At 63.9% G+C, this 25782-nt stretch carries 23 protein-coding genes and 1 riboswitch; of the genes, 16 read left to right on the top strand and 7 right to left on the bottom strand.

Annotation, left to right across the window (positions count from 1 at the left end; genetic code table 11):
* Positions 1-39 precede the first annotated feature (39 nt).
* Positions 40-1041: an ion transporter gene (locus HALO32_RS05325; RefSeq protein WP_151442742.1), complete on the top strand. Its 1002-nt coding sequence runs from the start codon at positions 40-42 to the stop codon at positions 1039-1041.
* A gap of 36 nt (positions 1042-1077) precedes the next feature.
* Here HALO32_RS05325 and HALO32_RS05320 read toward each other — a convergent pair whose 3' ends face one another.
* The 3 genes from HALO32_RS05320 to HALO32_RS05310 all read right to left on the bottom strand — a co-directional run bounded on the left by HALO32_RS05320 (position 1078) and on the right by HALO32_RS05310 (position 3840).
* Entirely contained in the window at positions 1078-1431 is a 354-nt protein-coding gene (locus tag HALO32_RS05320) for a hypothetical protein (protein ID WP_151442741.1), read from the bottom strand.
* A gap of 20 nt (positions 1432-1451) precedes the next feature.
* On the bottom strand, positions 1452-1934 hold the full coding sequence (locus HALO32_RS05315) for a metallophosphoesterase family protein (RefSeq protein WP_151442740.1): 483 nt from the start codon (positions 1932-1934) through the stop codon (positions 1452-1454).
* Positions 1935-2061: 127 nt separating this feature from the next.
* Positions 2062-3840, bottom strand: a complete 1779-nt coding sequence (locus tag HALO32_RS05310; protein ID WP_151442739.1) for an OmpA family protein — start codon at positions 3838-3840, stop codon at positions 2062-2064.
* Positions 3841-4573: 733 nt separating this feature from the next.
* A riboswitch (cyclic di-GMP riboswitch) is annotated at positions 4574-4662 on the top strand.
* Between the two features lie 130 nt (positions 4663-4792).
* Between HALO32_RS05310 and HALO32_RS05305 the strand changes: the two genes are divergently transcribed.
* From HALO32_RS05305 to HALO32_RS05285, 5 genes are all read left to right on the top strand, one after another.
* The gene (locus HALO32_RS05305; RefSeq protein WP_192576443.1) at positions 4793-5344 is read left to right on the top strand and encodes a DUF4402 domain-containing protein; all 552 of its coding nucleotides are present in this window, start codon (positions 4793-4795) and stop codon (positions 5342-5344) included.
* A gap of 160 nt (positions 5345-5504) precedes the next feature.
* Positions 5505-5975: a DUF4402 domain-containing protein gene (locus HALO32_RS05300; RefSeq protein WP_192576442.1), complete on the top strand. Its 471-nt coding sequence runs from the start codon at positions 5505-5507 to the stop codon at positions 5973-5975.
* An 86-nt stretch (positions 5976-6061) separates the two neighbouring features.
* Complete coding sequence (locus HALO32_RS05295) at positions 6062-6925, top strand: fimbrial biogenesis chaperone (protein ID WP_225809764.1); 864 nt, start codon at positions 6062-6064, stop codon at positions 6923-6925.
* 80 nt (positions 6926-7005) lie between these two features.
* Entirely contained in the window at positions 7006-9582 is a 2577-nt protein-coding gene (locus tag HALO32_RS05290; protein ID WP_151442736.1) for a hypothetical protein, read from the top strand.
* Between the two features lie 52 nt (positions 9583-9634).
* The gene (locus HALO32_RS05285; RefSeq protein ID WP_151442735.1) at positions 9635-10162 is read left to right on the top strand and encodes a YgjV family protein; all 528 of its coding nucleotides are present in this window, start codon (positions 9635-9637) and stop codon (positions 10160-10162) included.
* A 9-nt stretch (positions 10163-10171) separates the two neighbouring features.
* On the opposite strand, the gene nfsA is transcribed toward HALO32_RS05285, so the two are convergent.
* Positions 10172-10903, bottom strand: a complete 732-nt coding sequence (nfsA, locus tag HALO32_RS05280; protein ID WP_151442734.1) for an oxygen-insensitive NADPH nitroreductase — start codon at positions 10901-10903, stop codon at positions 10172-10174.
* Positions 10904-11114: 211 nt separating this feature from the next.
* On the opposite strand from nfsA, the gene HALO32_RS05275 reads away from it, so the two are divergent.
* From HALO32_RS05275 to HALO32_RS05255, 5 genes are all read left to right on the top strand, one after another.
* Positions 11115-11735 carry a LemA family protein gene (locus HALO32_RS05275; protein WP_151442733.1) on the top strand — a complete coding sequence of 207 codons (621 nt, stop codon included), beginning with the start codon at positions 11115-11117 and terminating at the stop codon, positions 11733-11735.
* Positions 11732-12505 carry a TPM domain-containing protein gene (locus HALO32_RS05270; protein WP_151442732.1) on the top strand — a complete coding sequence of 258 codons (774 nt, stop codon included), beginning with the start codon at positions 11732-11734 and terminating at the stop codon, positions 12503-12505. The genes HALO32_RS05275 and HALO32_RS05270 overlap by 4 nt, the downstream gene beginning before the upstream one ends.
* 62 nt (positions 12506-12567) lie before the next feature.
* Positions 12568-13185, top strand: coding sequence for a TPM domain-containing protein (locus HALO32_RS05265; protein ID WP_151442731.1), 618 nt, complete (start codon positions 12568-12570; stop codon positions 13183-13185).
* 107 nt (positions 13186-13292) lie between these two features.
* Complete coding sequence (locus tag HALO32_RS05260; RefSeq protein WP_151442730.1) at positions 13293-14063, top strand: DUF1499 domain-containing protein; 771 nt, start codon at positions 13293-13295, stop codon at positions 14061-14063.
* Positions 14064-14228: 165 nt separating this feature from the next.
* Entirely contained in the window at positions 14229-15266 is a 1038-nt protein-coding gene (locus HALO32_RS05255; protein WP_192576441.1) for a GGDEF domain-containing protein, read from the top strand.
* A gap of 122 nt (positions 15267-15388) precedes the next feature.
* On the opposite strand, the gene HALO32_RS05250 is transcribed toward HALO32_RS05255, so the two are convergent.
* A complete protein-coding gene (locus HALO32_RS05250) occupies positions 15389-16621 on the bottom strand; it encodes a DUF3422 domain-containing protein (RefSeq protein ID WP_151442728.1) in 1233 nt (410 codons plus the stop codon).
* 88 nt (positions 16622-16709) lie between these two features.
* A complete protein-coding gene (locus tag HALO32_RS18280) occupies positions 16710-16787 on the bottom strand; it encodes a CorA family divalent cation transporter (RefSeq protein WP_225809814.1) in 78 nt (25 codons plus the stop codon).
* 93 nt (positions 16788-16880) lie between these two features.
* Here HALO32_RS18280 and HALO32_RS05240 point away from each other — a divergent pair, with 93 nt between their 5' ends.
* Entirely contained in the window at positions 16881-17777 is an 897-nt protein-coding gene (locus tag HALO32_RS05240) for a universal stress protein (protein ID WP_151442727.1), read from the top strand.
* Between the two features lie 35 nt (positions 17778-17812).
* Here HALO32_RS05240 and HALO32_RS05235 read toward each other — a convergent pair whose 3' ends face one another.
* Positions 17813-18526: a DUF3581 domain-containing protein gene (locus tag HALO32_RS05235; protein ID WP_151442726.1), complete on the bottom strand. Its 714-nt coding sequence runs from the start codon at positions 18524-18526 to the stop codon at positions 17813-17815.
* Positions 18527-18666: 140 nt separating this feature from the next.
* Here HALO32_RS05235 and HALO32_RS05230 point away from each other — a divergent pair, with 140 nt between their 5' ends.
* The 4 genes from HALO32_RS05230 (at position 18667) to HALO32_RS05215 (ending at position 25757) form a co-directional block, all read left to right on the top strand.
* Positions 18667-22140 carry a hypothetical protein gene (locus HALO32_RS05230; RefSeq protein ID WP_151442725.1) on the top strand — a complete coding sequence of 1158 codons (3474 nt, stop codon included), beginning with the start codon at positions 18667-18669 and terminating at the stop codon, positions 22138-22140.
* A 124-nt stretch (positions 22141-22264) separates the two neighbouring features.
* On the top strand, positions 22265-23749 hold the full coding sequence (gene nhaD, locus HALO32_RS05225) for a sodium:proton antiporter NhaD (protein ID WP_151442724.1): 1485 nt from the start codon (positions 22265-22267) through the stop codon (positions 23747-23749).
* 366 nt (positions 23750-24115) lie between these two features.
* Complete coding sequence (locus tag HALO32_RS05220; RefSeq protein ID WP_225809759.1) at positions 24116-24565, top strand: hypothetical protein; 450 nt, start codon at positions 24116-24118, stop codon at positions 24563-24565.
* On the top strand, positions 24534-25757 hold the full coding sequence (locus HALO32_RS05215; protein WP_225809757.1) for an OprO/OprP family phosphate-selective porin: 1224 nt from the start codon (positions 24534-24536) through the stop codon (positions 25755-25757). Before HALO32_RS05220 ends, HALO32_RS05215 begins: the two co-directional genes overlap by 32 nt.
* The last annotated feature ends 25 nt before the right edge of the window (positions 25758-25782 follow it).

The raw sequence follows: 25782 nt of genomic DNA, 5'->3' as shown, positions 1-25782 counted from the left end.
TAGAAAGAGTCTTTACGGCATAGAGCTCAAGGAGGTGCCATGCCCGAGAAGCCCACGAGATCACTCAACCCCGCCCTGGAACGCCTTCACCTGGCGTGGGACCTGTTCGTCATCACGCTGGTGGTCGCCAACCTGACCCTGCTGCTGTTCGACAGCCTCTTCCTGCTGGCTCCGCTGAACGCCGCCTTCGAGGCCACGGCCCCGGGGCTGCACGAAAGCTACAGCCAGGTCATTCGAGCCAACTTCATCGCCATCGATCTGGCGTTCGTGGCCATCTTCCTGCTTGATGTGCTGCTGGGCTGGGCAGTGGCCATCGCCGAGCGGCGCTATCACCGCTGGTTCTTCTATCCCTTCGTGCACTGGTACGACGTGCTCGGCTGCATTCCGGTGGGCGGCTTTCGGCTGCTGCGCATCCTGCGGGTCATCACGCTGCTGCACCGCCTGCAGCGGCTGGGCCTGATCGACGTTCGCGGCTGGTACCTCTATGGCGTGATCGCCAAGTATTACGACATCCTGCTGGAGGAGCTCACCGACCGCATCGCCCTTCGCCTGCTCGACAACGTCCAGTCTCAGGTCCGCTCCAGCGACGGGTTCTCCAGCCGGATGGTGGAGCAGGTGGTGAGACCCCGCCAGCAGGCGCTGATCCATGAGATCAGCCAGCGCCTGGAGGCCATGGCGGGTAACGCCTACACCCACAACCGACCCGACATCCTGCGCTATGTCCGCGGCCTGGTCGGCCGGACCCTGGCGGAGAGCCCGGAGATTCGCCGACTGGAGCGTCTGCCGCTGGGCAGCCAGCTCACTCGGGGGCTCGAAGCCTCGTTATCCGACCTGGCGTGCCGGCTGGTCAACGAGGCCCTGCAGGGGCTGCAGTCGCCGGAGTTCACCGTGCTGGTGGAGCAACTGGCCGAGAGCGGCTTCGATGCCTGGCTACGAACCGACGCTCACACCGAACAGGTCAGCGAGCAGGTGCTGGTGGACATGCTTGAGCTGCTCAAGGCGCAGATCGCGGTCAAGGACTGGAAGCACAAATATGCATGATCCCGCCTGCGGCCCGGGGAAAATCAAGGTATCCCTTCACCGCTCCGCCATCAGCCGTTCAAGCTCCTGCCGATAGGCCGCCTCGTGGCGTGCCGGGGTGGCGGGAAAGCGGCCGAGCGCTACCGCCAGCTCGAAGAAGCCCTGCCGGGGCAGGTCGCCGCGGCGGCTGACCACCAGGGCGGCGATCAGCGGGCGGCCAGCGGCCACGTCCTCATGCATCAGCGCTTCCAGGGCCAGGGCGACGCGCTGGATGGTGCCCGGCGGGGTTAGCCCCAGCGCCTCGGCGGCCTGCTGGTAGGTGATCGGCACCGCCGCGTCGGGCAAATCCATCAACAGATCTCGCAGTCGTGAAGGCAGTTCGCTCTCCTCGGTCACACTCTTTCTCTCCATCGCTGTGTCGTCGGTTGCCATCACAATGGCAGGTGCAGGATGGCGCCACGCAGGCCATGCGCGTCGGCCCACAGCTTACCCAGGGTGATAGGCAGGCGGAAGCGGCGCTTGCCCGCCGCACCGGGGTTGAACAGCAGCCGGTCTGCCTGCCATTCGTTAAGCGGCTTGTGGGAGTGGCCGTGGAGCACCGCATCGCAGGGAGTGGCCGGGTCGAACTCGGCCAGGATATGCACCAGGTGCAGGCGCCAGCCGTTGACGGTGAGGTCGCGGGTCATCGGCAGCGCCTCGGCCCAGGACGCGGTGTCGATGTTACCGCGCACCGCCGCCACCGGGGCCAGTGTGCCCAGCCGCTCGAGGAGGGCGGCGTCTTCCTGCTTGCTGCCCACATCGCCCAGATGCAGGATCAGCCCGCAGTCCTCCAGCAGCGTCAGCGCCTCGGGGCGCAGCAGCCCGTGGGTGTCGCTGATGACGCCGACCGGCTGCTCTATCGTGATGGCCTGCATGGCAACGGTCCTCAGGGCAAGACCTAGGCGACCGATGATAGCCGCTGGCAGCGATCACCACATCAAGAAAGCCGACAGAACGCATTGTCTGTCGGCTTTTCCGGTCACTGGCTTCAGGCCTGGCGTCTCAGAGGCTGGTCATGCTTGCATCGATCAGCGGGGTGATCCGCCGGACGCTGGCGCGTCGGTTGACCTGGCTGGGCCCCTGCGTATCCAGTTTCAGGAAGCGTTCACCATAGCCCTGCACGATCAGGTTTTCCGGAGGAATGGCGAAGTATTCGGTCAGTGCCAGGGCAACGGCCTCCGCTCGCCGATCGGACAGCCCGAGATTCATCAGGTCCGATCCAACCGCATCGGAATGGCCTTCAACCAGGAAGATTTCACTCGGATTCGCTTCGATGACCTCGGCCATGGTCCTCCCGATCAGCCTCAACGCTTCGGCCTCGGAAGACTGGATGGCCGACGAACCGGTAGCGAACTGGACAACGTCGAGATCGATACGCGGCATCATGGCGCGAACGCGAGAGCTTTCGCGTACCTGGCGGAGCGTGAAGGCCTGTTCAAACTCCTGTACCGGCGGCGCCAGCAGTGTCTCGCGCAGGACCTCCTCATCGGCACGGCGGTAATCGACCACGTAGCGATCTTCCGGCAGGTCATAGTAGACGGGAGGCAGGGATTCCTCGATGTCGACGGAAGAGGTCCAGCTATCGGCCTTGCTCGTTTCGTCGATCAGCACGATAGCGGTGTCATCGGGTAGATAGCGTGTGCGCTTGAGCACGAAGCCACCGGAATCGCGAACGGTGACGACCCGGCTGCCATTGTCGCGGGTAATGGTGGAGCGGGTGATGCCATCGTCAAACGCTTCGGTCGTCTCGGTGACCCCGGGACGACGCAGCAGGAGATTCTCGTCCTTGCGCACATGCAACTCGCCGTCGCGCTCGACGATCATGCGGTCGCCTTGATCCGCGACGACCCGTCCACCGAGTTGGGGAACCAGGACCCCGACGACGGCACCCGCCGCCGCGGCTCCCAGGTATTTCCATATCTGGTTGTCGTCATCGTCTGCTTCGTCTGAGGACGTGGCCTTGACCTCCTCGTCGCTGGTCCGGGTGGATTCCGAGGTCACGACCGTTTCGGATGACATGCTGGCTTGCTTGGTATCGAGGGCGGCGACTGCCGCCAGGGCATCCGCCTCGGCCTCGGCCAGGGCCTTCGCGTCGGCCTTGTCGCTGGCCTGCTGCTCGGCGAGGGCTTCTGCCTCGGCCTTGTCGATGGCTTCCTGCTCGGCGACGGTGTTTGCCGCGGCCTGTTCGATGGCTTCCTGCTTGGCCAGGGCGTCGGCCTCGGCCTGATCGGCGGCCTCCTGCTCGGCGAGGGCGTCAGCCTCAGCCTGGGCAACGGCTTCCTCTTCGGCCAGGGCCTCTGCCTCAGCCTTATCGGCGGCTTCCTCCTCGGCCAGGGCCTCTGCCTCGGCTTTCTCGATGGCTTCCTGCTCAGCCTGGGCGTCAGCTTCAGCCTGAGCCTCTGCCTGGGCGATAGCTTCTTGATCGGCTACGGCGTCTGCCTCAGCCTGGGCAACGGCTTCCTCTTCGGCCAGGGCCTCTGCCTCGGCTTTCTCGATAGCTTCCTGCTCAGCCTGGACGTCTGCTTCAGCCTGAGCCTCTGCCTCGGCCTGAGCGATGGCTTCCTCCTCGGCCAGGGCCTCTGCTTCGGCCTGGGCAACGGCTTCCTGCTCGGCGAGGATTTCTTCCTCTGTTTTGTCAGCAGGTTCCGTAAGCTGAGTAAGTAACATGACCTCCGTGTCGGCAGTCGACGGCAGGGACGTCTGGGCAAAGCCCGGGCTCATCAATGAGAGCGAGGCCAGAATGACCGCGGGCTTCCTGAAAAGGCGCATGCGATGTTTCATATCGATTCTCCAGAATCGGAACTGCCCGGACAAGATGCCGGCTGTCTGCCATCAACGGCGCCAGCGCAGTTTCCTTCACGATGTTGATGATTGAGGAAAACCCGGCGGGATAGCTCGTGCGCTAGCTGTTCTCGGGAATGGTTTTGGCCAGGAAGAGTGGCGTGATCCTTGTTGAACAACGCCTTATCGTTAAAGGGTCGATACGGCGAACCGTAATGGGAGGGTTCCGACTTCCCGACAGGTGACGTCAGTGTGGCCAATAACCTCCCCGCCATCTGTACGACAGCACACAGAGGCGTCCGATTTTCAGTTTTTTTGGCCTTGCTTATCGCGGAATACTGGCCGGCATGCCATGCAGGAATTCTTTGGGTACCCCGCTGCCTGCGCGGGCTTTGGCTTTCTCGGGGCTTTGGGTAAGTCTCCCGACGGGGCGTTCTGGTCAAGGCGGGCAGCCGGCAGCACCACCATGGCATCTCCGATGCAGCAATATAAGCATATACTGACAATATAACCTGGAAATAAAGTCACTTTCTTCTGAAAAACAACCAGATAAGCCTCAGGATAAAATACTCACTCCTGAATGAAATATTTAAAAAATAATCCGCTTGTGGAAAGTTTTCCCTTCAGTCAGTATGGCATCGGGCCAGCTCTCCGAAGGGTGATACGGCCTCCGACAGACTGAAGGTTTTCCCGGCTTGTCGGAACAAAAGTGTAAAGAAGAAGAAGTTAGTAAGAAAGAAAAAGGCAAACCCGCTGAAAAGCGGGGACGCAAAGTCACCGGTCTACGGGGCGTAACAACCCTAAGACAGCGGGACCGCCTACATCTCCCTAGGGTTCGAGCACGATTTCTTCATGCCTTCCCATCGCAGTGTTAACGGTTCCCCTAACTGGTTTCAAATCAAACGATTGTCGACGGTACACTACCGCGGCAATGGCTTATAGGGGATTGAAAATGAACTCATCTGCTTTCATTCGCAAGAATTTCCGCCTTACCGTACTGGCCTCCGTCGTCGCACTCGGGGCGTTCGGGGCATCCAGCAGCTTTGCTGCAAGCGCTACCACCAACGTTTCAAGCACGGTGATCGAGCCCATCGCCATCACAAAGTCGGCGGACCTGGTTTTTGGCAAGTTCGCCCCTGGTGCCGGCGGCAGCGTGACGGTTGACACAGCCGGTACCCGTTCCGCTACAGGTGCCATTCTATCAACCGTCGGTTCCTCTCCGACCGCCGCCAAGTTCGACGTCACCGGTGATAATGACGCCACCTATAGTATTACCTGGGGCGGCGTTACCGAACTGACCGATTCGGAGAGTACTGAAACCATGGCACTGACAAAAATCAGTGATCTCACCGCTGGCGGTGCCACCACGGGTGAAGTGGACGCAGGTGTTCTCAGCGCCACGGGTGCCCAATCCATCTACTTGGGCGGCACACTGACGGTGGGTGGAACTCAGGCAGCCGGGACCTATACCGGCGATGTGACGGCAACGGTAGAGTACAACTAAGCGTTAACCGACATGTCGAGCCGGGTGCTATGCCGGCGATGACCAGGGTGGAGTGATGAAAGGACCTTTCAGAGGCTCCACCCTGATTTAGCGCTGACTAATGTCAGCGCTACTTTGCGCTTCAACTAGACCCGCATTACCAGAATCCAGGGATATTGCGATGAACCATCAATGGGCAGCGATCACGGCTGGCGCCTTATTGGCCACTCTGGTGGCTTCCCATGGCTGGGCGCAGGAGATCGCGATACAGAACACCCGGGGTTTGTCATTCGGCAGCTTCGTGGCCGGCAGTGGTGGTTCGGTCGCGGTCAGCCCCAGCGGCCTGCGCAGTGCCGGCGGCGATGTGCTCTTGCTCCGCTCGGGCGAGGGCTTCGCCGCCGAATTTACGGTAACGGGCGATACCCAGGCGACCTATACGATCCAGCTGCCCGGGGACGATTTCGTGACACTGACGGGTCCGGGCAGCGGTATGGTCATCAACGCCTTTACCAGTGCCCCCTCCGGGGCCGGCGGTCAGCTCAGCGCGGGCGGGACCCAAACTCTGACGGTCGGGGGGGCACTCAATGTCGGTTCCGCACAGACACCGGGTGTTTATGCCGGCACCTTCAGCGTGATCCTGAACTACAACTGATACCTCTCGAGCGCCATGACCGGGTGGCGCTGGTCGTCTAACGTGCTCTCCGGTACCCACGAAACAAACGAACAATGGATTCCACCATGATCCCCAAGACCTTGACCCAGAAAGCGCGTGGCATGACGCTCCTCTTCCGCTCCCTCCTTTTCGCCCTGCTGTTCATGTTACCGGCGAGCCAAGCACTCGCGCAGTTGATGCTTTATCCGACCCGCGTCGTCTTCGAGGGCAACCAGCGCTCGGCCCAGCTGGAGCTGATCAATAACGGCAGCGAGAGTGCCACCTATCGCATTTCCCTGGTCAACCGTCGCATGAGTGAAACCGGTGCATTTTCTGACATCACCGCGCCTCTGCCGGGTGAACAGTTTGCCGATTCGTTGCTGCAGTACTCGCCGCGCCAGGTGACCCTCGAGCCTGGTGCCGGTCAGGCGGTGCGTATCATGGTACGCAAGCCTGCCGATCTGGCGGCCGGCGAATACCGATCGCACCTGCTGTTCGCGCAACAGCCGGATACCAGTGGACGTCGGAGCATCGAGTCTGGCTCTGCCGCCGAGGGCGAGATAGGCATTCAGCTGACGGCACTGGTCGGCGCCTCCGTTCCGGTGATCGTGCGTCATGGCGCGACAGACGCCAATGTGGCCTTGACCCAGCTCGAGCTGAAGCGAGCCTCTAACGGCGCGCCGCTGCTGGCCCTGCAGATGCAGCGTAGCGGTACCCAGTCTGTCTATGGCGATCTGACCGTCAGCTTTACCCCGCGAAGTGGCACCGAGCAGGTCATCGGCCGCGCCAACGGCGTAGCGGTCTATACGCCCAACCCCCTGCGCAACGCACGAATTGCACTGCAACCGCCGAGTGGCCTGACCCTCACCAACGGCACCCTGCATATCACCTATCGCGAACAGGCAGAGGACGGTGGCAGGCTGCTGGCCGAGTCTGAGCTATCGCTATAGCTGCCTGGTTCTACCGAACTGGTACGATATTCACTGCCAAGCACCGGTCCAGTCCGTTGGAGGTGCTGGCGTTAGGGTTCTTGCTGCTGGCCTGCGTGCTGGTCTACGCCCCGGCACTTTCGGCCCAGGAACCAGCCGGGGAACCGGAGCTGCTGATCCTGGAAGTGCGCCTGGACCAGTCGGTACTGTCAGGCGCCATTCCGGCCTATGAGGTGGGGGAGCATACCCTGCTGCCGCTGGGCGAGTTGGCCAGGCTATTGACCATCGCGATCCAGGCTCAGCCGGCAAAAGGCGTCGCCAGCGGTTTTGTCCTCAGCGAAGAGCGCGGCTTCAGCCTGAACCTGGACAATGCCAGCGTTACCCTGGCCGGGAAGACCGAGTCCTTCGATCCGGCGCTGGTGCTGGCGGAGCCGGACGATATCTATGTGGCGGTGTCCCTGCTCGAAGAGTGGCTACCGCTGGCACTCGAGATCGACCGTGCCGGCCTCTCCCTGAACGTTACTGCCCTCGAGGCACTGCCCCTGCAGGCCCGCCTGGCTCGGGAAGGCCTCGGGGATCGTGCCGGAACGCCTGGTGGCTATGAGGATCCCGGCTATCCCCACCACGAGCAGCCGTACCGGCTGTGGAGCATGCCGTTCATCGATCAGACATTGACCACCGAGCTGCAGCACAAGAATGGCCGTACCCAGGGCGACGCGGCCTATACCGCTTTCCTCACCGGGGATCTGCTGGGCATGGAGTCCTCGCTCTACTTCTCCAGCAGCCAACAGGCCCCTTCGCCGGACATACGCGCCACGCTCGGGCGCCACGACCCCGACGGAAACCTGCTGGGCCCGCTGCATGCCCGCTCTTTCCAGTTCGGCAGTCTCTCGACGCCCAGCGTCGAGAACATTTCCCGCGGTATCAGCGGCGAGGGGGTGACGTTGAGCAATCGCCCCCTGACACGGCCCACCAGCTTCGACCGCCAGACGTTCGAGGGCGACCTGCCGCCGGGATGGGACGTGGAGCTCTATTACAATGGGGCCCTGCTGGGTTTCACCCAGGCCGATGCCGATGGCCGCTATCGTTTCGAGGACCAGCCCCTGAGCTATGGCCGCAATGACTTCCGGCTGATTTTCCATGGTCCACTGGGCGAGACACGGGTAGAGCAATACAGCTTTCCCCTTGATCAATCCATGGTCCTCCCCGGCGACTTCCAGTACAGCGTGACCGAGCACCGGGACGAGGACGGGCAATCCCGAACCATCGCCCAGTTCGACCTGGGTATCGCCCGCGCGCTGACCGCCTCGGCCGGGCTGATCCGGGCACCGGTAGACGGTGACGAGACACTCTATTCCACCCTGGGGGTACGCACCTTCTGGCAGTCGCTGAGCCTCGGCGGGGGCCTTGTCCAGGCGAAGGACGGTGGCTCACTGGCCGAGTTCGATGTCCAGACCCGTATCGGCGGCGTGGCCGTGGACGCGAGTCGCCTTCTGCTGACCGACTTCACCAGCGAGCTGTTTCCTGCCAGCAGCGATCCCATTGTCACCCAGGACACGCTTCGACTCACCGGCTCCCTTCCGTTGACGTCGCGCTCCCGCATCCCCGTCACCCTCGAGGCCACGCGGGACGAACGGGAGTCCGGCAGGACCAGAACCGATGTCAGCGCCCGCGTTTCCGCTTATGTGTATCGCACCTCCCTCACCAATACACTGCGTTGGCGTGACTCCGGTGACCTCGAGCACACGACCGGCAGCCTGCAGGTCAGCCGCCGTGTTCGCGACATGAGTTTGCGCGGCCAGGTCGACTACCAGCTAGGCTCCGAGGGTGATATTTCCTCGTTGGCGCTCTCCGCCGAGAAGACCCTGACAGACGGCTATCGCGGGACCCTGGGCATCGCCCACACCTTCGCGTCCCCCGAAACCCGTTATTCCGCCGGCTTTACCAAAAACCTGGGCCGCTTCGGGCTGGGCGTTAATGCCGGCTATGCCGACACCGGCGATATCGCTCTCGGGGCACAATTGTTCATTGCCATGGGCCGGGATGACCGGCGCGCCGATTGGCGTTTCGATGCCAAACCCATGGCGAACACCGGCGCCGCTTCCGTGCGCGTGTTCCTGGACGAGGACAACGATGGCGTCATGGGCGCCAATGAGGAGCCGCTGCAGGGGGCTGGATTCACGGTCAACGGCGGCAGGCACCGGGCCCGCACGGATGCGGAAGGTATCGCCTATGTCGATCACCTGCCGGTAAAGCAGCATCTCGACATCGGGATAGACAACGCGACGCTGGCAGACCCGCAATGGGCGCCGGCGATCGCAGGCTTGAGGCTGGTGCCGCGCCCGGGCAGCGTGACCCGCCTGGAGATCCCGGTGCGCATGACCACGGAAATCGATGGCACGGTCTATCTGCAGGAGGAGGGTGTCGAGCGTGGTGTCGGTGATATCGAGCTGGAATTGCTCAACGACCAGCAAGAGATAGTGGCCCGCACGACAAGCAGCTGGGACGGTTTCTATATTGTGCCAGGCGTCATCACCGGGGATTACCGCTTGAGAATCTCGCCGGAGCAGCTGCAACGCCTGAACCTGAGCGATAGTGGCTCAATAGAGCTGAGCGTGTCGGGCGATGGCGCCTTCATCAGCGGCATCAACATGACGGTATCACCAGCATCGCCATAGCGGCGTGATAGCATGGCACCCCACCTATCTTCACCCGACAGCGGAAGTCCCCATGGAAGATCTCGGCCTGAGATGGCTGCTGGGCCAGGGCGTCAGCCTGGTGGCCCTGGCCCTCTGCCTCGTGGCCTTCGCCAGCAAGCGCGACGACAAGCTGTTCGTGCTGCTGCTGTTTGCCAATGTCGCCTTCGCTGCGCAATTCGCCCTGTTCGAGAGCTGGGTGGCGGCCGGCATCTCGGCGCTGATCGTGCTGCGCATCGCCCTGGTGCGACGCTTTCCTCGCCACCTCGTGCTCATGCTGGTCATGCTGGCCGCCACTCTGGCGGTGGCGGCGCTGACCTGGAGCGGCCTGCGGGACATCCCGGCCCTGGCAGCGGGCCTGCTGGGCACCTGGGGCATGTTCATGCTGCGCGGGATCGCCATGCGCGCCGCCCTGGCCGTGGCGGCGCTGTGCTGGGTGATCAGCAACCTCCTGGCCGGCTCGATCGGTGGCACCATCGCCGAGAGCCTGATCTTCCTGACCAACGTGATCACCATGTTGCGAATGCGCCGCGATGCTCGCCTGCGCTACATCCACGGCTGAAGCCGCAGTTCACTTCATCTCGAAGCCACGTTTGACCAGGAACTCGCGCATGTGGGGGCGCAGCTTGGTATCGAACAGCGGAGTGAGGTTCTGCGACCAATTGGTGTCCTTGGGACCGCCCTTCCGCGACTGGTAGTAGGCGCGCATGGTCTCGTCGAAATCCTCCACCAGTTCACGATCGTCGCTGTAGGTATCTTCCTTGAGGATGGCCGCCACCGGCAGGCGCGGTTTCACGTCGGGGTCGTGAGCCGGATAGCCGAGGCACATGCCGAATACCGGGAAGACGTGATCAGGCAGGCCCAGCAGGTCACTGATCTGCTGGGGGTTGTTGCGCACCCCGCCGATGTAGCAGATGCCCAGCCCTTCCGATTCCGCGGCAATCGCCACATTCTGGGCCATCAGGGCAGTATCCACGCTGGCCACCAGCAGCTGTTCGGTCATGCCGCGCACCACCCGGGCACCGGTACGCTCGGCGGCCTCGGTGGGGCGCTTCATGTCGGCGCAGAACAGCAGGAAGGCGCCGCCGGTGGCCACATACGACTGGCCGCCGGCCAGCTCGGCGATGGTCTCGCGGTTGGTGGGATTCTTGACATGAATGACCGTGTAGGCCTGGACGTGGCTGGAGGTGGCTGCAGCCTGGCCGGCCTCGATCAGCGTTTCCAGCCGTTCACGGGAAAGCGGCTGATCGGTGAACTTGCGGATGGAGCGGTGGGACTTGAGCAGTTCGATGGTGGAGTTCATGGGACCTCGTTGCAGGGTACCGGTCAGCGCTGCCAAGGCGGGCGCCGAACTTCAGAAAACGTCACATTCTCCATCACTCGGCGACGCTTTGCACCGCCCGGGGCCGCTCCCTTCGCTTCCGGGTGGCGTGTCGGTGTGGCATCGCTTCCTTCGTATCAAGCTGAGCTGTACCTTGTACGTCACCGAATCACGATGACAGGGATGACACTCCATGCTGCCGAGACACACCACGCTTCCCGACCCTCGCGTCTGGCGGTTTGCCCTTGTGCTGATCATGGCGATGCTGTTGACGGGTTGTGGCGTCAATAACATCCCCACCTATGACGAACAGGTGAAATCGGCCTGGGCTCAGGTGGAGAACCAGTACCAGCGCCGCGCAGACCTGGTCCCCAACCTGGTGGAGACGGTCAAGGGATTTGCCCGACAGGAGCAGGAGACCCTGACCGCCGTGGTGGAGGCACGGGCCAAGGCCACCTCCATCCAGATCGACGCGGAATCGCTGGACGACCCGGAAAAGATGCGCCAGTTCGAACAGGCCCAGCAGCAGCTCAGCGGGGCACTGAGCCGACTGATGGCGGTGTCCGAGCGCTATCCCGAGCTGAAGTCGAACCAGAACTTCCTGACCCTGCAGTCACAGCTGGAAGGCACGGAAAACCGCATCGCCGTGGCGCGGCGCGACTTCATCACCGCGGTCGAGCGCTACAACACCGAGATTCGTACCTTCCCGGGCCGCCTGTGGCACAGCATCCTCTACAGCGACATGCCGCTGCGCGAGACCTTCGAAGCCACGACCGAGAACGCGGACCAGGCCCCCCAGGTGGAGTTTGAATGAGCGCTTTTCTACGTATTCCGCTATTGGCGTTGCTGATGACGGCTGCCCTGGGTCTTCAGGCCCAGGAACTTGAAGCCCAAGAACGTGAAGGACAGCAACTCGACTTTCCCGAACTGACCGGTCGCGTGGTGGATCAGGCCGAACTGCTGGATGAGGCCACCGAATCCCGACTGAGCGAGAGGCTTGCAGCTCACGAAGAGGCGACCACCGAGCAACTGGTGGTGGCGACCCTGCCGGACCTGCAGGGCGTCACCATCGAGGAGTACGGCTATCAGCTGGGGCGGCACTGGGGTATCGGCCAGGCAGAGGAGGACAACGGCGCCCTGCTGATCGTCGCGCCGAATGAGCGCAAGGTACGCATCGAGGTCGGCTATGGCCTCGAGGGTCGGCTGACCGACGCCCAGTCCTCGGTGATCATCAACCAGACCCTCACCCCGGCCTTCCGCGAGGGCGACTACGCCCGTGGCATCACCGAGGGCGTGGAGGCGATGCTCCGGGTGCTGGGAGGCGAGCCCCTGGATACCAGCGCCACGTCCAGCCCCCCGGCTCGTGACCAGGGACCCGAAGGACCGGCCTCGATTCTCTTCTTCGTGATATTCGCCATCGTCATGGCGCTGGTAAGGGGCGGTCGCGGCGGCCTGCTGGCCGGCATGTTGCTGGGCGGTGCGCTCGGCGGCCGGTCGCGCGGCGGTGGCGGCTTCGGCGGCGGCGGTGGTTTCGGCGGCGGAGGCGGCGGCTTCGGTGGCGGCGGCGCGTCCGGCGGCTGGTAAGCCAGCCTTCCGACCGGTGGAGACACCGACAAGACAATCAGGATTCGGAGATCACGACCCCCATGGCTTTATTGAGTGAAGACGAGCAGCGACAGGTCGCCGAGGCGATTCATCGGGTCGAGCGCGACACCGATGCCGAGCTGGTCACCGTGCTGGCGCCGCGAGCGGACAACTATGCCTATATCCCGCTGCTCTGGGCCGGCCTGCTGGCCCTGGTGGTGCCCGGTGCGATCAATTACTTTCCCGGCTGGTTGACGGCCTGGGAACTGACACTGGTGCAGTGGGCGACTTTCATCGTGCTGGGTCTGGTGTTCCGCATACCGACGGTCACCACCCGGCTGATACCCGGGCCGGTTCGCCATTGGCGGGCAGCCAACCTCGCCCGGCGTCAGTTCCTGGAACAGGACCTGCACCACACCGAGGGAGGAACGGGGATGCTGATCTTCGTTTCCGAAGCCGAACGCTACGTGGAGATCCTGGTCGACCGAGGCATTTCACAGCGGATCAGCGACGAGACCTGGCAATCCATCGTGGCGGCCTTCACCCGGCGCGTGAAGGAAGGCGAGACCCTGCAGGGCTTCCTGGAATGCATCGAGGCCTGCGGCGAACAGCTGAAGGAGCAGGTGCCGGCCACCCACGAGCGCAACGAACTGCCCAATCATCTGATCGTGCTGGATTGACCCTTTCCTGCCCATGCACCCTGGCATGACGTACGCTTCTCTCTGCAAAGTGCGATAATCCGCACGTGCCGGCGTCCGACACGGGCTGGCCGATTCAAGGAACTGGCATGACACAAGACCGCATGACATCCGGATATCGAGGCCGGGGACTGGCCTTCAAGCTGGCGCTGGCGGGAGGCATCCTGGCGCTGCTGGCGGCACTGTCCATGGCCGGCGCAGGGCCAGCCTATCGCACCGAGCTGCTGTCGCTGGGTGATGCCTTCAGCATGCTGCGCTACGGCGCCTACACCGCCCTCGCTGCCGCCGGGCTGGGTCTGGTGGGATTGCTTATCGCCGCCTTCACCCGCCGAACTCTCGCGGCGTTGCTCGGCGGGCTGGTGATACTGACCAGCCTGATGCTGATTGCAGTGCCCTGGATGCAGCTGCAGCAAGCCCATTCGGTGCCACCCATCCACGATATCACCACCGACATGCAGGACCCGCCGGCCTTCGAGGCCCTGGTGGAGGCTCGTGAGGCCGCTCCCAATGCCGTGGAGTATCCCGGTGAGGCGACCGCACGCCAGCAGCGCGAGGCCTACCCGGCGATCCAGCCGCTGGTGCTGGATGCCCCCCTCCCCGAGGTGCTGGCCGCCGTCGAGGCCGAGGCACGCGACGCTGGCTGGGAGATCGCCGAGGTGGGCGATGCCCGTCTAGAGGCCACGGCCACCACCACCTGGTTCGGTTTCAAGGACGATGTGGTGATCCGTCTGACCGAGACATCGGACGGCGTGCGAGTCGACATGCGCTCCGCCTCACGGCTCGGCCGCAGCGATGTAGGCACCAACGCAGCGCGCATTCGGGCCTTCCTGGAGGCGCTGGAACAACGCCTGACGTCGTAATGGCAGGCCAGGCCCAGGGAGTGGGACGATCGCGCTCCCTGTTGCGTCCTCCGAAGTGCCGCGGCGGATTGATCCACGGCAAGCCCAATGGCTAATTCAGGTGAAGCGCAGGAAGGCATAGGGTAGTGTCCCACTATGGCACCCCTGGACCAGCGAGATAACACCATGTCCGATCAAGACCCATTGCCGCCCCTGGAGTGGGATCCACAGGGCGTGCAGATCCAGGGGTTCTCCGCTGGCCTCTATCAGATCGAGTGGCTGCTGGTCACCGTTGTCATCCTCTACCTGGTCATCATCGGCCTTCCCGACGAGGGGGCCCTGGGCGTGCTGGCGGCAACTTTCGGCTATTTCATTTTCAGCCTGCTGGCCAGCCGACTGCGCTTCTTCGGGGAAAGGCAGCGCTGGCTGCTGGCCCTGCACACCTGGGCCATGATCGGTTTCATCACCTGGTTTCTCTACAGCACGGATGGTGTGACCGGCCCGCTGGCGAGTCTCTACCTGCTGGCGGTGGTCACCAGCGCCCTGACCCTGGGGGTCGTGGTTACCATGCTGGAGGTGGCCGCGATCGCGGCCTGCCAGCTGCTGCTGCTCCATCTCCTGGGGACCGAGCTCCTGACCACCGCCAACCTGGCACCGGTCGGCACCAGCATCATCGCGCTGCTGATCGTCGGCTATCTCACCGCATCACTGGTCCATGCCATTCACGTCTCCAACCGCACCTTGCTCAAGATGGCCAGTCGGGATTCCTTGACCGGCCTGTACAATCGACGCGCCTTCGACGATCTGGCCAGGCCGATCCACGAAATGGCCAGGCGCTCGGGGCGTCCCTACTGCTTGATCACCATGGACATGGACGGCCTGAAGCGCATCAACGATACCGACGGACATGGCGCCGGCGATCAAGCCATCCTGGGTCTGACGGAATGGCTACAGGCTTGCAAGCGCAGCAGCGACGTCCTGGCTCGCTACGGCGGGGATGAGTTCGTGATGCTGCTTCCCGAAACCAATGCGTCCGGCGGCAAGCACATGATGGAGCGCCTCATCGATGCCGTGAAGGACGACAAGCTATCCATCAGCGTCGGCATCGCATCCTATCCCGAACAGGGCGGCTCTCTCGAAGAGCTCTTCGGCCACGCCGACAGCGCCATGTACGTCAGCAAGGCCTCTGGTGGTAATCGCGTATCGATCCAGTCCGTGGCCTGAGCAGGGTCTCGGAGCCAGAGAGCGGTGACCTGCCGCATAAGCCGCATCCAGCGACGGCAGCGGGGAACGAGAGTGCGGCAGGAATCGAGGGAGACTTTTTACGCGAAAGATATGCCATTCGATTAATGTTTCTTGACGCGCTGGATCCGCCAGGCCAGCAGGCCGATGATCCCCAGGCTCAGCGGCCCCAGCACGGCGGCAGCGACTACCGGTTCGATCACCACGCCGAGGGCATGCAGGCTCTGCAACCCCAGCTTGAACAGGCTGAAGAGATAGTAGCTGATGACGATGACCGACAGCCCCTCGACGGCCTTCTGGATCTTCAGCTGGCTGCTGGTGCGCTCGTTGAGGCTCTGCAGGATCCCGGAGTTCTGCGCCTCGATCTCCACCTGGGCACGGGTCCTCAGCAGGTCGTTGAGCCGTGCGACACTCTCCGCCAGGCTCTGCTGGCGCTGATTGATCGCGGCGCAGTAGTGCACCGTGGGCCGGAAGCGGCGCAGGATGAAGGTTCCCAGCCGAGGCCGGTCGCCGAGGCGCTCCTCGCGCAGCTCGTCGATGCGATTGAAGACGATCCGCGCATAGGCCTCGGTGGCACTGAAGCGCTGGCGCGATCGTGCACCGGAGCGCTCGAGCCGTGCCGAGAGCGCGGAGATGGCCGCCAGCAGCGGTCGGGAGTTCTCCTCCCCGCTCTCGGTATTGCGCTCCGAGAGCTCGCTGAGCTCGAGCTCATGGTCGCGCAGCTCGAGGCTCATCTGCTTGGCCACCGGCAGGGCCAGCGAGGCCATCATGCGGTAGGTCTCGATCTCCAGGAGTCGGCGGGTCATGCGTCCCAGGCGGAAGGCGTTGAGGCCGCGATTGACCAACAGCAGGCGGTTGACGCCGGCCGCCGTGAGCCGGAAATCGCTCCACACGGTGGCGTCGCCATCGCCCACACTGGACCCGGCGGGATCGCGAAAGCCGTAGCCCTCGGCGTCGCCACCCCAGGAGGCCTCGGCTTCCACCAGGATGAGGCTGGCACTGATCAGCGCCCGGCTGTGTTCGGCGGCGACCTCCGCCAATAGTGGCGGAGGCGAAGGCCAGGGCTCGCCTCGGTCGGGCCTCGGTACCACCAGGGTCAGGGTGAAGAACTCGGTGTGACGCTCCCATTTCAGGGTCTGGTCGCCGAGTTCGAGAATCTCCTGTGCCGCCTCGATGTCCGGGGTCCTGCCGGATACCTCGGCGACCCGCCCGAGGATGTCCGCGGCGATGCCGTCGTCGTCGAGGAAGGCGTAGTGGTGAAGGTGCGCCGGCTCCTCGAAGTAGATCGAGGGCCGGGCGTGGAGTTCGTTGTGCAGTCGGGCGCGTTGTGGATGCATGTCAGGGCCAGAGAAAGGGAAAGTCCCACGAGACTAGAGGCTGGCCTCGCCCGGGCCAAGTGCGCAACGTCAACGTGCTGCCTTGACGTCATGATTTATAGGCGAGCTCCGGCATGTGCGGGACATTCATGCCATAGACGCCAGCGATGAGGGTGAGAGGCAGCAAGATGTCATCGGGAAGCCGCAGACCTACCCCTGGAGACCAGCTGTCGATACAGTGCCTGCATGTCCAGGGTTGAAGACCGGGGAGGAGATAGCGATGAGTGAGCCGATCTCGCTGGTGATCGTGCCCGTCGATGGATCACCGTCGTCGCAGGCGGCGACGCGTCATGCCAGCCTGCTCGCCAGGCTGCTCGAGACGCCGCTGCAGTTGTTGCACGTGATGCCGCTGAACCCGGCGGAACTCAGCGATATCCCCGCCAACCGCAAGGCGGAAGCCGATCACGACCGGGCACGGAACCAGCACCGGGCCGCCGAGGCCTTCGCTCAGGCTCGCCAGGTGCTGGACCCGGAGCTGGCGCGGGCGCCTGACGAGATATTGCTCGAGGATTCCACCTTTGTCCGCCATCCCGACCGCGCCATTCTCGAGCATGCAGCCCGGCATGCCGGATGCCTGCTGGTGCTGGGGGCCCGACAACTGAGTGATGTCGGCAAGTTCATGCAGGGCAGCATCAGCAACGAGGTGGTACACCGGGCCCGGTGTCCTGTAACCATCGTGCATGCCGCGGCCGGCCTGTCCGACGCGTCGCGCCTGGGACAAGTGCTGCTGCCGGTGGATGGCTCCAGGCACTGCCTGAAGGCAGCCGTCCTGGCAGGCGAGCTGGCCCGCCGCGCCGACGTGCCGGTGGAGCTGGTCTTCTGCCGGGCGGACGGCAGCTCGGCGACCGTCGAGAGCGCTGACGGCAGCCCGGCCAGCGACGCCTTTCGCCGGGCCAGGGAGGCGCTGGGCGAGGTTCCTCGAGGCGTCGAGGAGATAGTGAGCGAGGGGAAACGCATCCCCGAAGCCATCGTCGCCCGAGCCAGGCATCACGGCGAGGCGGCGCCGATGGTCATCATGGGCCGCCGTGGCCTGGGCAAGTGGCAGTCATCCCTGCTGGGCAGTGTCAGCCACCGGGTCATCGACCTGGCCCCCTGCCCGGTCACCGTGGTGGCCTGAGCCCGGGCGAGGCTTGAAGCGATACCGCTGCCGCCTCAAGACCCGGCCTCGTGGGCAGCCTTCAGGCGGTAGAACTCGGCGACCACCTCGTCCATGGCCGCGGCGTCATAGTCACATAGCCCACTGACCACCAGCTTCTTGGAGCCGGTGCCAATGCTCTGGTCGCCTGCCAGGATGCGGAACTCGAGCCGTGCTTCGCCTCGCTTGCCGGTCACCTCCAGCGAGGAATCGACGAACTCCAGGCTCGGTGCCGGCGCATCCAGGCGATCCAGGCAGAAGCCCATGCTGTCGTAGATCACCAGCGGTCGGCGTGGGTTGAACATCACCCCCTTCTCCTCCATCAGCGGCTTGAGATAGTGGGGGAAATTCTTGCCCGAGAAGGCCACGTAGCTGCGGGTGAAGGCCTCCACCACCGACTCGTCATGGGTCGCCCCACCGCTGCGCTCGACCTCCAGATAGCACTTGCCGCTCTCGTCGCAGACCCGAATCTTGCCATCATCCTGCTCGCTAAAGCAGAGCGGCGTGCCGTCCCCGACCATGCTCAGGAAGCGGAAGGTCATGCGCTGCGAGAGGCCGAAGCGCGCCAGCACCAGGGCAAAGAGCAGGTCACCGGGCACGCAGAAACGTCGTGCATCGGGATTGTGGATGGGATTGTAGTCGCCAGCGATGCGCTTCGCGAACTGGCTGGCCTGCTGCGCGGAAATGCGGATACGCCCGTCCGTAAGCGTATGGAAATCATCGAGAAACATGCCCTATATGCCTGCGTCGTTGGCGGTCAGTACCCTGCCGGCGGTTGCCGGGAAGGCAGATGATGCCACAAAACCTCTCGACAACGCAGGACGACAGGCCGTGTAACATGACCCAGGACACCGCAGGTCGAGGAAGTCCCATGCAACGTCCGGTTCCCGATACCGCAAGAGGTCGTCGCCTGCCCTGGCTGATGGCCCTGCCCCTGCTGGCCCTCGCCCTCTACCTGATCGTGACGAACGGGCTGATCAACACTCCATACGCTCAGACATGGCTGGCCGAGAAGGCCGGCGTGTCGATCCGCTGGACATCGGGATGGAGCGGCTTTCCGGGGCACCTTGCTCTCGAGGGGCTGCAGGTCGAGAGTGACGACCCGCCCCTGGAGCTGGCGATGGATCGGGCCCGCCTTCGGATCTCGCTGCCGGCGCTGCTTGAACGCCGGATGGTGATTTCCAGCTTTACGGCACAGGGGCTTCGCCGCTTCGGCCTCAACGATCATCGCCTGGAGGGAGACGGTGAGGTTTCAGTGTCCAAGCTGACGCTGAACGATGGCCGGATATCGATCCAGGGCCTCGAGCTCGGCATGGAGAAGGCCCTTGTCAGGCGCGGCGAGACGGTACTGGCCAACGACATTCGCCTGTCGACCGACCTGCAGGTAGCCCCCTTCCGGCTGCATGAGCACCCGGGCCTGGCAGCGGCCGGCTTCGTCTCGGGCACGCTGTCGCTGGATGCCACGGCCGATGCCTGGGACGTCTTCAATCCCTACCTGCGCCAATTGGGTTGGCTCGACCTGGCCGGCCACGGCGAGCTGAGCGGCGAGCTGTCCCTCGAACATGGTGCAATCGCGCCGGGAAGCAGCCTCCGGCTGGATTCGCCTTCACTGCTGGTAGCACTGGACGAGCGCGTGCTGCTGACGCCGCTCGCGGAGCCGGAAGAGGGAGTTCGGCATGGCCAGGAACTGGTAGAGGCCAGGCATGACCGCCACCGCCTCAGTGGCGGCGGAAGCGTCACCGGCCGAGTGGTGGAGGGTGAAGAGGGGCCGATCATGGATCTCGGCGTGACCCTCGAGGAGATGGAAATGCAGCGGGCAGGACTGTCAGCCCCCTTCCTGACCAGCCGCCGCTTTCATCTCTCCGCCCGAGTACTCGGTACCGGCCTCGACGATGCTTCGCGGCGACTGACGTCCGCCCGACTCGAGTGGGAAGATGCCCGGCTGCCTGACGTGGGTGCCCTGACGGCTTACCTGCCCGAGGGCGGCCCGTTGACGCTGCAAAGCGGCAGTGCCCGACTCGAGGGTCACCTGGCGTACCGGGATGGCCTGTTCGAGGGCGATTTCCGCCTGGCCGGCGAGCAGGTGGCCCTGACCCTTGCCGGACGGCCGCTGCAAGGTAGCGTGACGATGGTCCTGGCCCTGCCCGAAGTCGACCCACGCCAACGGCGGCTGAATCTGTCGGGCACCCGTCTCGAGATCTCGGCGCGAGGCGAGGAAGACGAGCGGCCGTTGACCACCGAGCTCACCCTGGAAGAGGCCAGCCTGACGTCGTTGGTCCCCCTGGCGAGACTGGTCGACGGTGATGGACCGCCACCCCTGGATGGCCGAGTCGTCATCAGGGGTCATGTGGCCCGGCTCGATGTCCTCGATGACTTCCTGATCCACGCCGTCGACGGTGGCCTGACGCTGGAAGGCAGCGGCGATCTGGCGGCCAGCCTGACGCTGGCGCAGGGCCAGGTAGCGGCCGGCAGCCGCCTGGCAGTGACTACCGAGTCGTTGCTGGCCCGCTTGTTCGACCTGGAAGCCGTGGGACGGGGCAGCGTCACGGCCAGCTGGCAGGAGGCCCCGAACGGGCCCAGGGCCCGGCTGGACGCCAGTCTGGAGACGGCACGGGTATCGAGATCCTCCGATGGCGCCCTGCTGATGCGCGATGGTCGACTGGCCATGACGGCCGAGAGCGATATCTCGATAGCCGGTGACCGACTACCAAACCCGCGGCTGTCGCTCTCCTGGCAAGACGCCACGATGCCCGATGTCTCGGTACTGCAGGCCTACCTGCCCGCGGCCGTACCCGGGACGTTGCGGTCCGGACGGGCCATCACTCGCGGCCGCATCGACATCGAGAACGGGCGGGCACGTGGGCAGATCGCCCTGACCGGGCAGCGTATCGTCGGCCGACTGCTCGGCAGCGAAGTGGAGGGGGAGCTGTCACTGGACCTGGAAGTGCGCGAGGCCAACCTGGGCAACGGTCGCCTGGACCTCTCCGGGTCACGCCTGTCGATGCAGGCGGCAACGACGGCGTCGGGCCCACGCTTGCGCACCCGGGTCGTGGCACGCGAGGCCCGCCTCGGGCCGATGTCGGGGCAGGACGGGCAAGCAGCGGGACTGGATGGAGACCTGGTGCTCGAAGGAATGGTCGCCAACCTGGGCTTTCTCGACGACTTTCTGCCTGCTGCTCACGGCCTGACCCTGGCCGGTAACGGCCGTTTCAGGGCCAGCCTCCACCTCACGGATGGTCGCTTGCGTCCGGGCAGCCAGCTCCTGGTCGAGGCAGACGACCTGGCGGTCGGCTTTCTCGAGTTCACGGCCAACGGCCGAGGCCGGCTCGAGGCCGAGATAGACGGCGAGCATGAGGCGCCGGGAGCCCGGCTGCGGCTGACGCTGCCCCGTTTCAGTCTGCACCGCACCGGCGAAGCGAAAGCCTACGTCGAGGGCCGCCACTTCAGCCTCGAGACCGAGACTCCGCACTTCAGTCTCGATCCCGGGGACCGTTCGCTGCAGAACTTCACCACGCGCGTTCAGCTGCCCATCGCCGAGGTGGACGATCTTTCACGCTACAACGCTTACCTCCCGGAAGGCGCGGGGGTAGCGTTGCTGGGCGGCCGAGCCGGGCTGGAAGTCGACCTGCACCTCGAAGGAGTGCGGGCACGCGGCGACGTTACCCTGCAGGCCTTCGACACGACCATCCGGTTCGGCGCGCAGCGTCTGGATGGCGACCTGCGACTCGAGGCCCGCCTGAGGGATGGCGACCTCCTCAGCCGCCGCTTTGATGCCTCCGGATCCCTGCTGCGGCTGGACAATATCCAGCGCCAGGATGAGCAGACACGCGGCGAGGCCGGCTGGTGGGCTCGGCTCGAGATCACCGAGGGCCGGCTTGACTGGACCCGCCCCCTGCAGCTGGATGCACGGCTCGACCTGGCCATGCGCGACAGTGGTCTGCTCGCGCACCTGTTCCTGTCCCGTGCCCGAGATTGGGAGTGGCTGGGTCGGCGCCTGACGGTGAACGACATACGTGGCAGCGCCCGGCTCCACCTCGACGACGACACCCTGCAGCTGCGCGAAGCGCGCCTGACAGGCGACTCCCTGGAAATGCTCGCGGATCTGGTCTTTCGTGACGATGTGCCGAATGGCTCGCTCTATGCACGCCTGGGCATGCTCGCCGCCGGCGTTTCCCTCGAGAAGGGGCGTCCCGAGGTTCGCCTGCTGCGCCCACGCCGCTGGTATGAACGTCGCCAGGCCTCGGGGGAAGAGGACCTTCCGGAAGAGGAACTGGAGGAAGTCACCGTTGACCAGTGGCAGCAGGCTCTGGACACCCGGGCTCGGTCCTCCGGGAATACCGACTGACGTCTCTCCTGCCAAAGTATCGAGAAGAATAAATAAGTGGGCATACTGCATCGCAGCACGCTGTGATAAGATTCGACCGCTTTTTCACCCTTCCCCCACCTCCTGCCTCAGGATGATCGCAGCCATGCTGACAACCTGTCGTATATCTCTCCGGCCACGACAACCCTCCCGTTGGCCGGGCATGCTCGTGCTCGCCATGCTCGCGCTACTGGCCAGCAGCCCCGCTCTCGCCGTAACCGGCGAGCTGGACCTGACCAGCTCGTTCGTGGGCTTTCTCGCCGTCGCCGTCTTCGTGCTGGCCTATGCCCTGGTCATGGCCGAAGAGAAGATTCACATGCGCAAGTCGAAGCCGGTGCTGGTTGCGGCCGGCATCATCTGGGCGCTGATCGGTTGGGTCTATGTCAAGGCGGGCATGCCCACCGAGTCGGAGCAGGCCTTCCGCGTGACCCTGCTCGAATTCACCGAGCTGATGCTGTTCCTGCTGGTGGCGATGACCTATATCAACGCCATGGACGAACGCCGGGTATTCGATGCCCTGCGCTCCTGGATGGTCCGCAAGGGCTTCAGCTATCGCTCATTGTTCTGGATCACCGGCGTGCTGGCCTTCGTGATCTCGCCAATTGCCGACAACCTGACCACCGCCCTGCTGATGTGTGCGGTGGTCACCAAGGTCGCCGAAGGCGACAAGCGCTTCATCAACCTCTGCTGCGTCAACATCGTGGTAGCGGCAAACGCCGGCGGCGCCTTCAGCCCCTTCGGCGACATCACCACCCTGATGGTCTGGCAGGCCGGCATCGTCCAGTTCTACGAGTTCTTCGAACTGCTGATTCCGTCGTTCATCAATTTCATCATCCCGGCCGTGGTGATGAGCTTCTTCATCAAGAACCGCAAGCCGGCCAGCATGGAGGAGGACGTCTGGCTCAAGCGCGGTGCGCGTCGCATCATCGCCCTCTTCCTGCTCACCGTGGCCACCGCCGTGGCCTGCCACACCCTGCTGCATCTGCCACCGGTGCTGGGCATGATGACGGGCCTTGGCTATCTGCAGTTCTTCGGTTACTACCTGCGCCGCACCCTGCCCCACTCCCTGGAGCGCAAGCGCACCCGCTACAGCCAGCGCGGTGACTGGAAGAAGCTCGAGAGCCTGGGCAGCGTGGTGCCCTTCGACGTCTTCAACCGCGTGGCACGGGCCGAGTGGGACACCCTGCTGTTCTTCTACGGCGTGGTGATGTGCGTGGGTGGCCTCGGCTTCATGGGCTATCTGGGCCTGCTCTCCGAGGCCCTCTACACCGGCTGGAACGCCACCGGCGCCAACATTGCCCTGGGGGTGATCTCCGCGGTGGTCGACAACATCCCGGTGATGTTCGCCGTGCTCACCATGGAACCGGACATGTCCCATGGCCACTGGCTGCTGATCACCCTGACCGCCGGCGTGGGCGGCAGCCTGCTGTCGATCGGCTCAGCGGCCGGCGTCGCCCTGATGGGCCAGGCCCGCGGCAACTACACCTTCATGGGGCACCTGCGCTGGACGCCGGTGATCGCCCTGGGCTACGTCGCCAGCGTGATGGCCCACCTGTGGCTCAATGCCGAGAGCTTTCACGTCTTCAACTGACCCAGCTTTCCGGCGGCCATCGGCCGCCGGATTCTCTCCGATACGTTGATACGCCGACCTGTAAATCTCCTTAAAGTGATGTAGCGTACAAGCATGTCCCGAGTGGAAATGGCACGTTGCCCTTGTCAAGTGCCTTTCGCGAGCAACCACTGGTACGCAACGGACACAAGACAACAATGCCCCAGCGGCTGAAAGGAGAAGGCGTCATCGACCCATACACGCGAGAGAGGCAGGCCGCGCCAGCATGGCGCATGAATCTGGCGTTCATCAGACAACGGGACCATTACCCCCGATGCTACCGCTTGTCCTGACCCGCACGCCGGGGCCAGAAACCGCCCGTGTCAGCCAACCGGAGTGGGGCGCTAAATGCCTCGCCTGAAGCTCCTGGCGCTGGCGATAGCCACCGTGATGCTGGCCAGTCTCTCGCTGGCCAGTACACTGGCCATTGCCCGGGAGGTACCGATCCTGCTGGTGGCACATCCCGATGTGAATACCCGCCAACTGAAACGCGATACCACCCGCGCCATCTTCGCCATGAGACAGCGCACCTGGCCCGAGGGACAGGCCGTGCGTGTCTTTGTGCTCGACAATAGCCACCCCGTGCATGCGCGCTTTGCCAAGGAGCAACTGGCCGTCTACCCGCACCAGCTGCAGTTGGCCTGGGATCGTATGGTGTTCTCGGGCACCGGGCAGGCACCCAACCGTGTTAGCGACCAGGCGGCAATGCGTGAGCGGATCGCCACCACCCCTGGCGCCCTAGGATATCTTGAAAGGGAGTATCTGGATGATCGTGTCCAAGTCATTTCGATGGAGTGACCCCCGCTCCATCATCGCCATGGCCGCTGCACTGACTCTGGGCTTGTCTGCACAGGCCCGCAGCGACGAAGGCATAATGGATACCCTCCAGGTGCACGGCTTCTTGAGCCAGGCATTGATCATCACCGACGACAACAACTTCTTCGGCCCCAGCAGTGATGACGAAGGCAGTTTCAAGTTCACCGAGATTGGGGCCAATGCCTCTCTGCGGCCCCATGAAGACGTGCTACTGGCGGCTCAGGTGCTGAGCCGGCGCGCCGGAGGTGATGGCAGCGGTGCCACCCCGAAACTGGACTATGGGTTGATCGATTACCAGATGCTTTCCGACCAGCAGCGCACTTTCGGCATCCAACTCGGCCGGATCAAGAACCCCTTTGGATTCTACAACCAGACCCGCGATGTAGCCTTTACCCGCCCCAGCATCCTGCTTCCCCAGTCCATCTACTTTGACCGAACTCGCTCATTGGCCCTGGCCGGCGATGGCGTCACGCTCTACCACGAGGAGCGGCTCGACACCGGCGCTCTGCGACTTCAGGCAGGCTTTGGGCAGATACGCATCGAGGATGATGTGGAACGAACTCTGGGTCTTGACAGGTTTCCTGGCTCCCTTGACCCCGACACGTCTGCTATCGGACAGATTCGCTATGAGCATGACGGAGGTCGAATCGTCACAGCTCTCAGCGCTGCCAGCGCTAACGCTGAATACAACTCCACTTCCGGTGTGCCAGGAAATGGCAAATTTCACTTTGACCCCTGGGTTCTCTCGTTTCAATACAATCAGGAACTCTGGAGCCTGACCGCCGAATATGCCATCAGGAAGCTGGAGCTCGAGGGCTTCAATGCCATTGCCGATTCAGAAAGGAACGGGGAGAGCTGGTACATACAGTACACGCGCCGCTTCCAGAATGACTGGCAATGGCTGGTTCGCTACGACAGCTTGGTAAATGATCGCAGCGACCCTTCAGGGAAGAAATTTGCAGCCAGGACAGGCGGCTCGATCCCTGGACACACACAATTTGCCGATGACATCACCCTGGGACTTCAATGGACTCCTCACCCTCGGGTCATGCTGGCAGGCGAATATCACCATGTCGACGGAACTGCCTGGCTGCCGACTCAGGACAACCAGGACGCTTCCGAAACCGAGCAAAAGTGGAACATGTTGCTATTCCAGCTATCGTTGCGCTTCTAAGGTCTCCATGCTCCTAGCCAGGACA

Source organism: Halomonas lysinitropha, from assembly GCF_902500215.1.
Classification (GTDB): domain Bacteria; phylum Pseudomonadota; class Gammaproteobacteria; order Pseudomonadales; family Halomonadaceae; genus Halomonas; species Halomonas lysinitropha.
This window is presented reverse-complemented; position numbering and strand designations above follow the sequence as displayed.

What these genes read in the sequence shown, in the direction of transcription:
- HALO32_RS05240 (WP_151442727.1), top strand. Translation starts at nt 16,881, where the DNA reads ATGAGTGAGCCGATCTCGCTGGTGATCGTGCCCGTCGATGGATCACCG.
- HALO32_RS05325 (WP_151442742.1), top strand. Translation starts at nt 40, where the DNA reads ATGCCCGAGAAGCCCACGAGATCACTCAACCCCGCCCTGGAACGCCTT.
- HALO32_RS05315 (WP_151442740.1), bottom strand. Translation starts at nt 1,934, where the DNA reads ATGCAGGCCATCACGATAGAGCAGCCGGTCGGCGTCATCAGCGACACC.
- HALO32_RS05260 (WP_151442730.1), top strand. Translation starts at nt 13,293, where the DNA reads ATGACACAAGACCGCATGACATCCGGATATCGAGGCCGGGGACTGGCC.
- HALO32_RS05275 (WP_151442733.1), top strand. Translation starts at nt 11,115, where the DNA reads ATGCTGCCGAGACACACCACGCTTCCCGACCCTCGCGTCTGGCGGTTT.
- HALO32_RS05270 (WP_151442732.1), top strand. Translation starts at nt 11,732, where the DNA reads ATGAGCGCTTTTCTACGTATTCCGCTATTGGCGTTGCTGATGACGGCT.
- HALO32_RS05235 (WP_151442726.1), bottom strand. Translation starts at nt 18,526, where the DNA reads ATGTTTCTCGATGATTTCCATACGCTTACGGACGGGCGTATCCGCATT.
- HALO32_RS05255 (WP_192576441.1), top strand. Translation starts at nt 14,229, where the DNA reads ATGTCCGATCAAGACCCATTGCCGCCCCTGGAGTGGGATCCACAGGGC.
- HALO32_RS05305 (WP_192576443.1), top strand. Translation starts at nt 4,793, where the DNA reads ATGAACTCATCTGCTTTCATTCGCAAGAATTTCCGCCTTACCGTACTG.
- HALO32_RS05320 (WP_151442741.1), bottom strand. Translation starts at nt 1,431, where the DNA reads ATGGAGAGAAAGAGTGTGACCGAGGAGAGCGAACTGCCTTCACGACTG.
- HALO32_RS05220 (WP_225809759.1), top strand. Translation starts at nt 24,116, where the DNA reads ATGCCTCGCCTGAAGCTCCTGGCGCTGGCGATAGCCACCGTGATGCTG.
- HALO32_RS05230 (WP_151442725.1), top strand. Translation starts at nt 18,667, where the DNA reads ATGCAACGTCCGGTTCCCGATACCGCAAGAGGTCGTCGCCTGCCCTGG.
- HALO32_RS05250 (WP_151442728.1), bottom strand. Translation starts at nt 16,621, where the DNA reads ATGCATCCACAACGCGCCCGACTGCACAACGAACTCCACGCCCGGCCC.
- HALO32_RS05295 (WP_225809764.1), top strand. Translation starts at nt 6,062, where the DNA reads ATGATCCCCAAGACCTTGACCCAGAAAGCGCGTGGCATGACGCTCCTC.
- HALO32_RS05285 (WP_151442735.1), top strand. Translation starts at nt 9,635, where the DNA reads ATGGAAGATCTCGGCCTGAGATGGCTGCTGGGCCAGGGCGTCAGCCTG.
- nfsA (WP_151442734.1), bottom strand. Translation starts at nt 10,903, where the DNA reads ATGAACTCCACCATCGAACTGCTCAAGTCCCACCGCTCCATCCGCAAG.
- HALO32_RS05215 (WP_225809757.1), top strand. Translation starts at nt 24,534, where the DNA reads ATGATCGTGTCCAAGTCATTTCGATGGAGTGACCCCCGCTCCATCATC.
- HALO32_RS05300 (WP_192576442.1), top strand. Translation starts at nt 5,505, where the DNA reads ATGAACCATCAATGGGCAGCGATCACGGCTGGCGCCTTATTGGCCACT.
- nhaD (WP_151442724.1), top strand. Translation starts at nt 22,265, where the DNA reads ATGCTGACAACCTGTCGTATATCTCTCCGGCCACGACAACCCTCCCGT.
- HALO32_RS05310 (WP_151442739.1), bottom strand. Translation starts at nt 3,840, where the DNA reads ATGAAACATCGCATGCGCCTTTTCAGGAAGCCCGCGGTCATTCTGGCC.
- HALO32_RS05265 (WP_151442731.1), top strand. Translation starts at nt 12,568, where the DNA reads ATGGCTTTATTGAGTGAAGACGAGCAGCGACAGGTCGCCGAGGCGATT.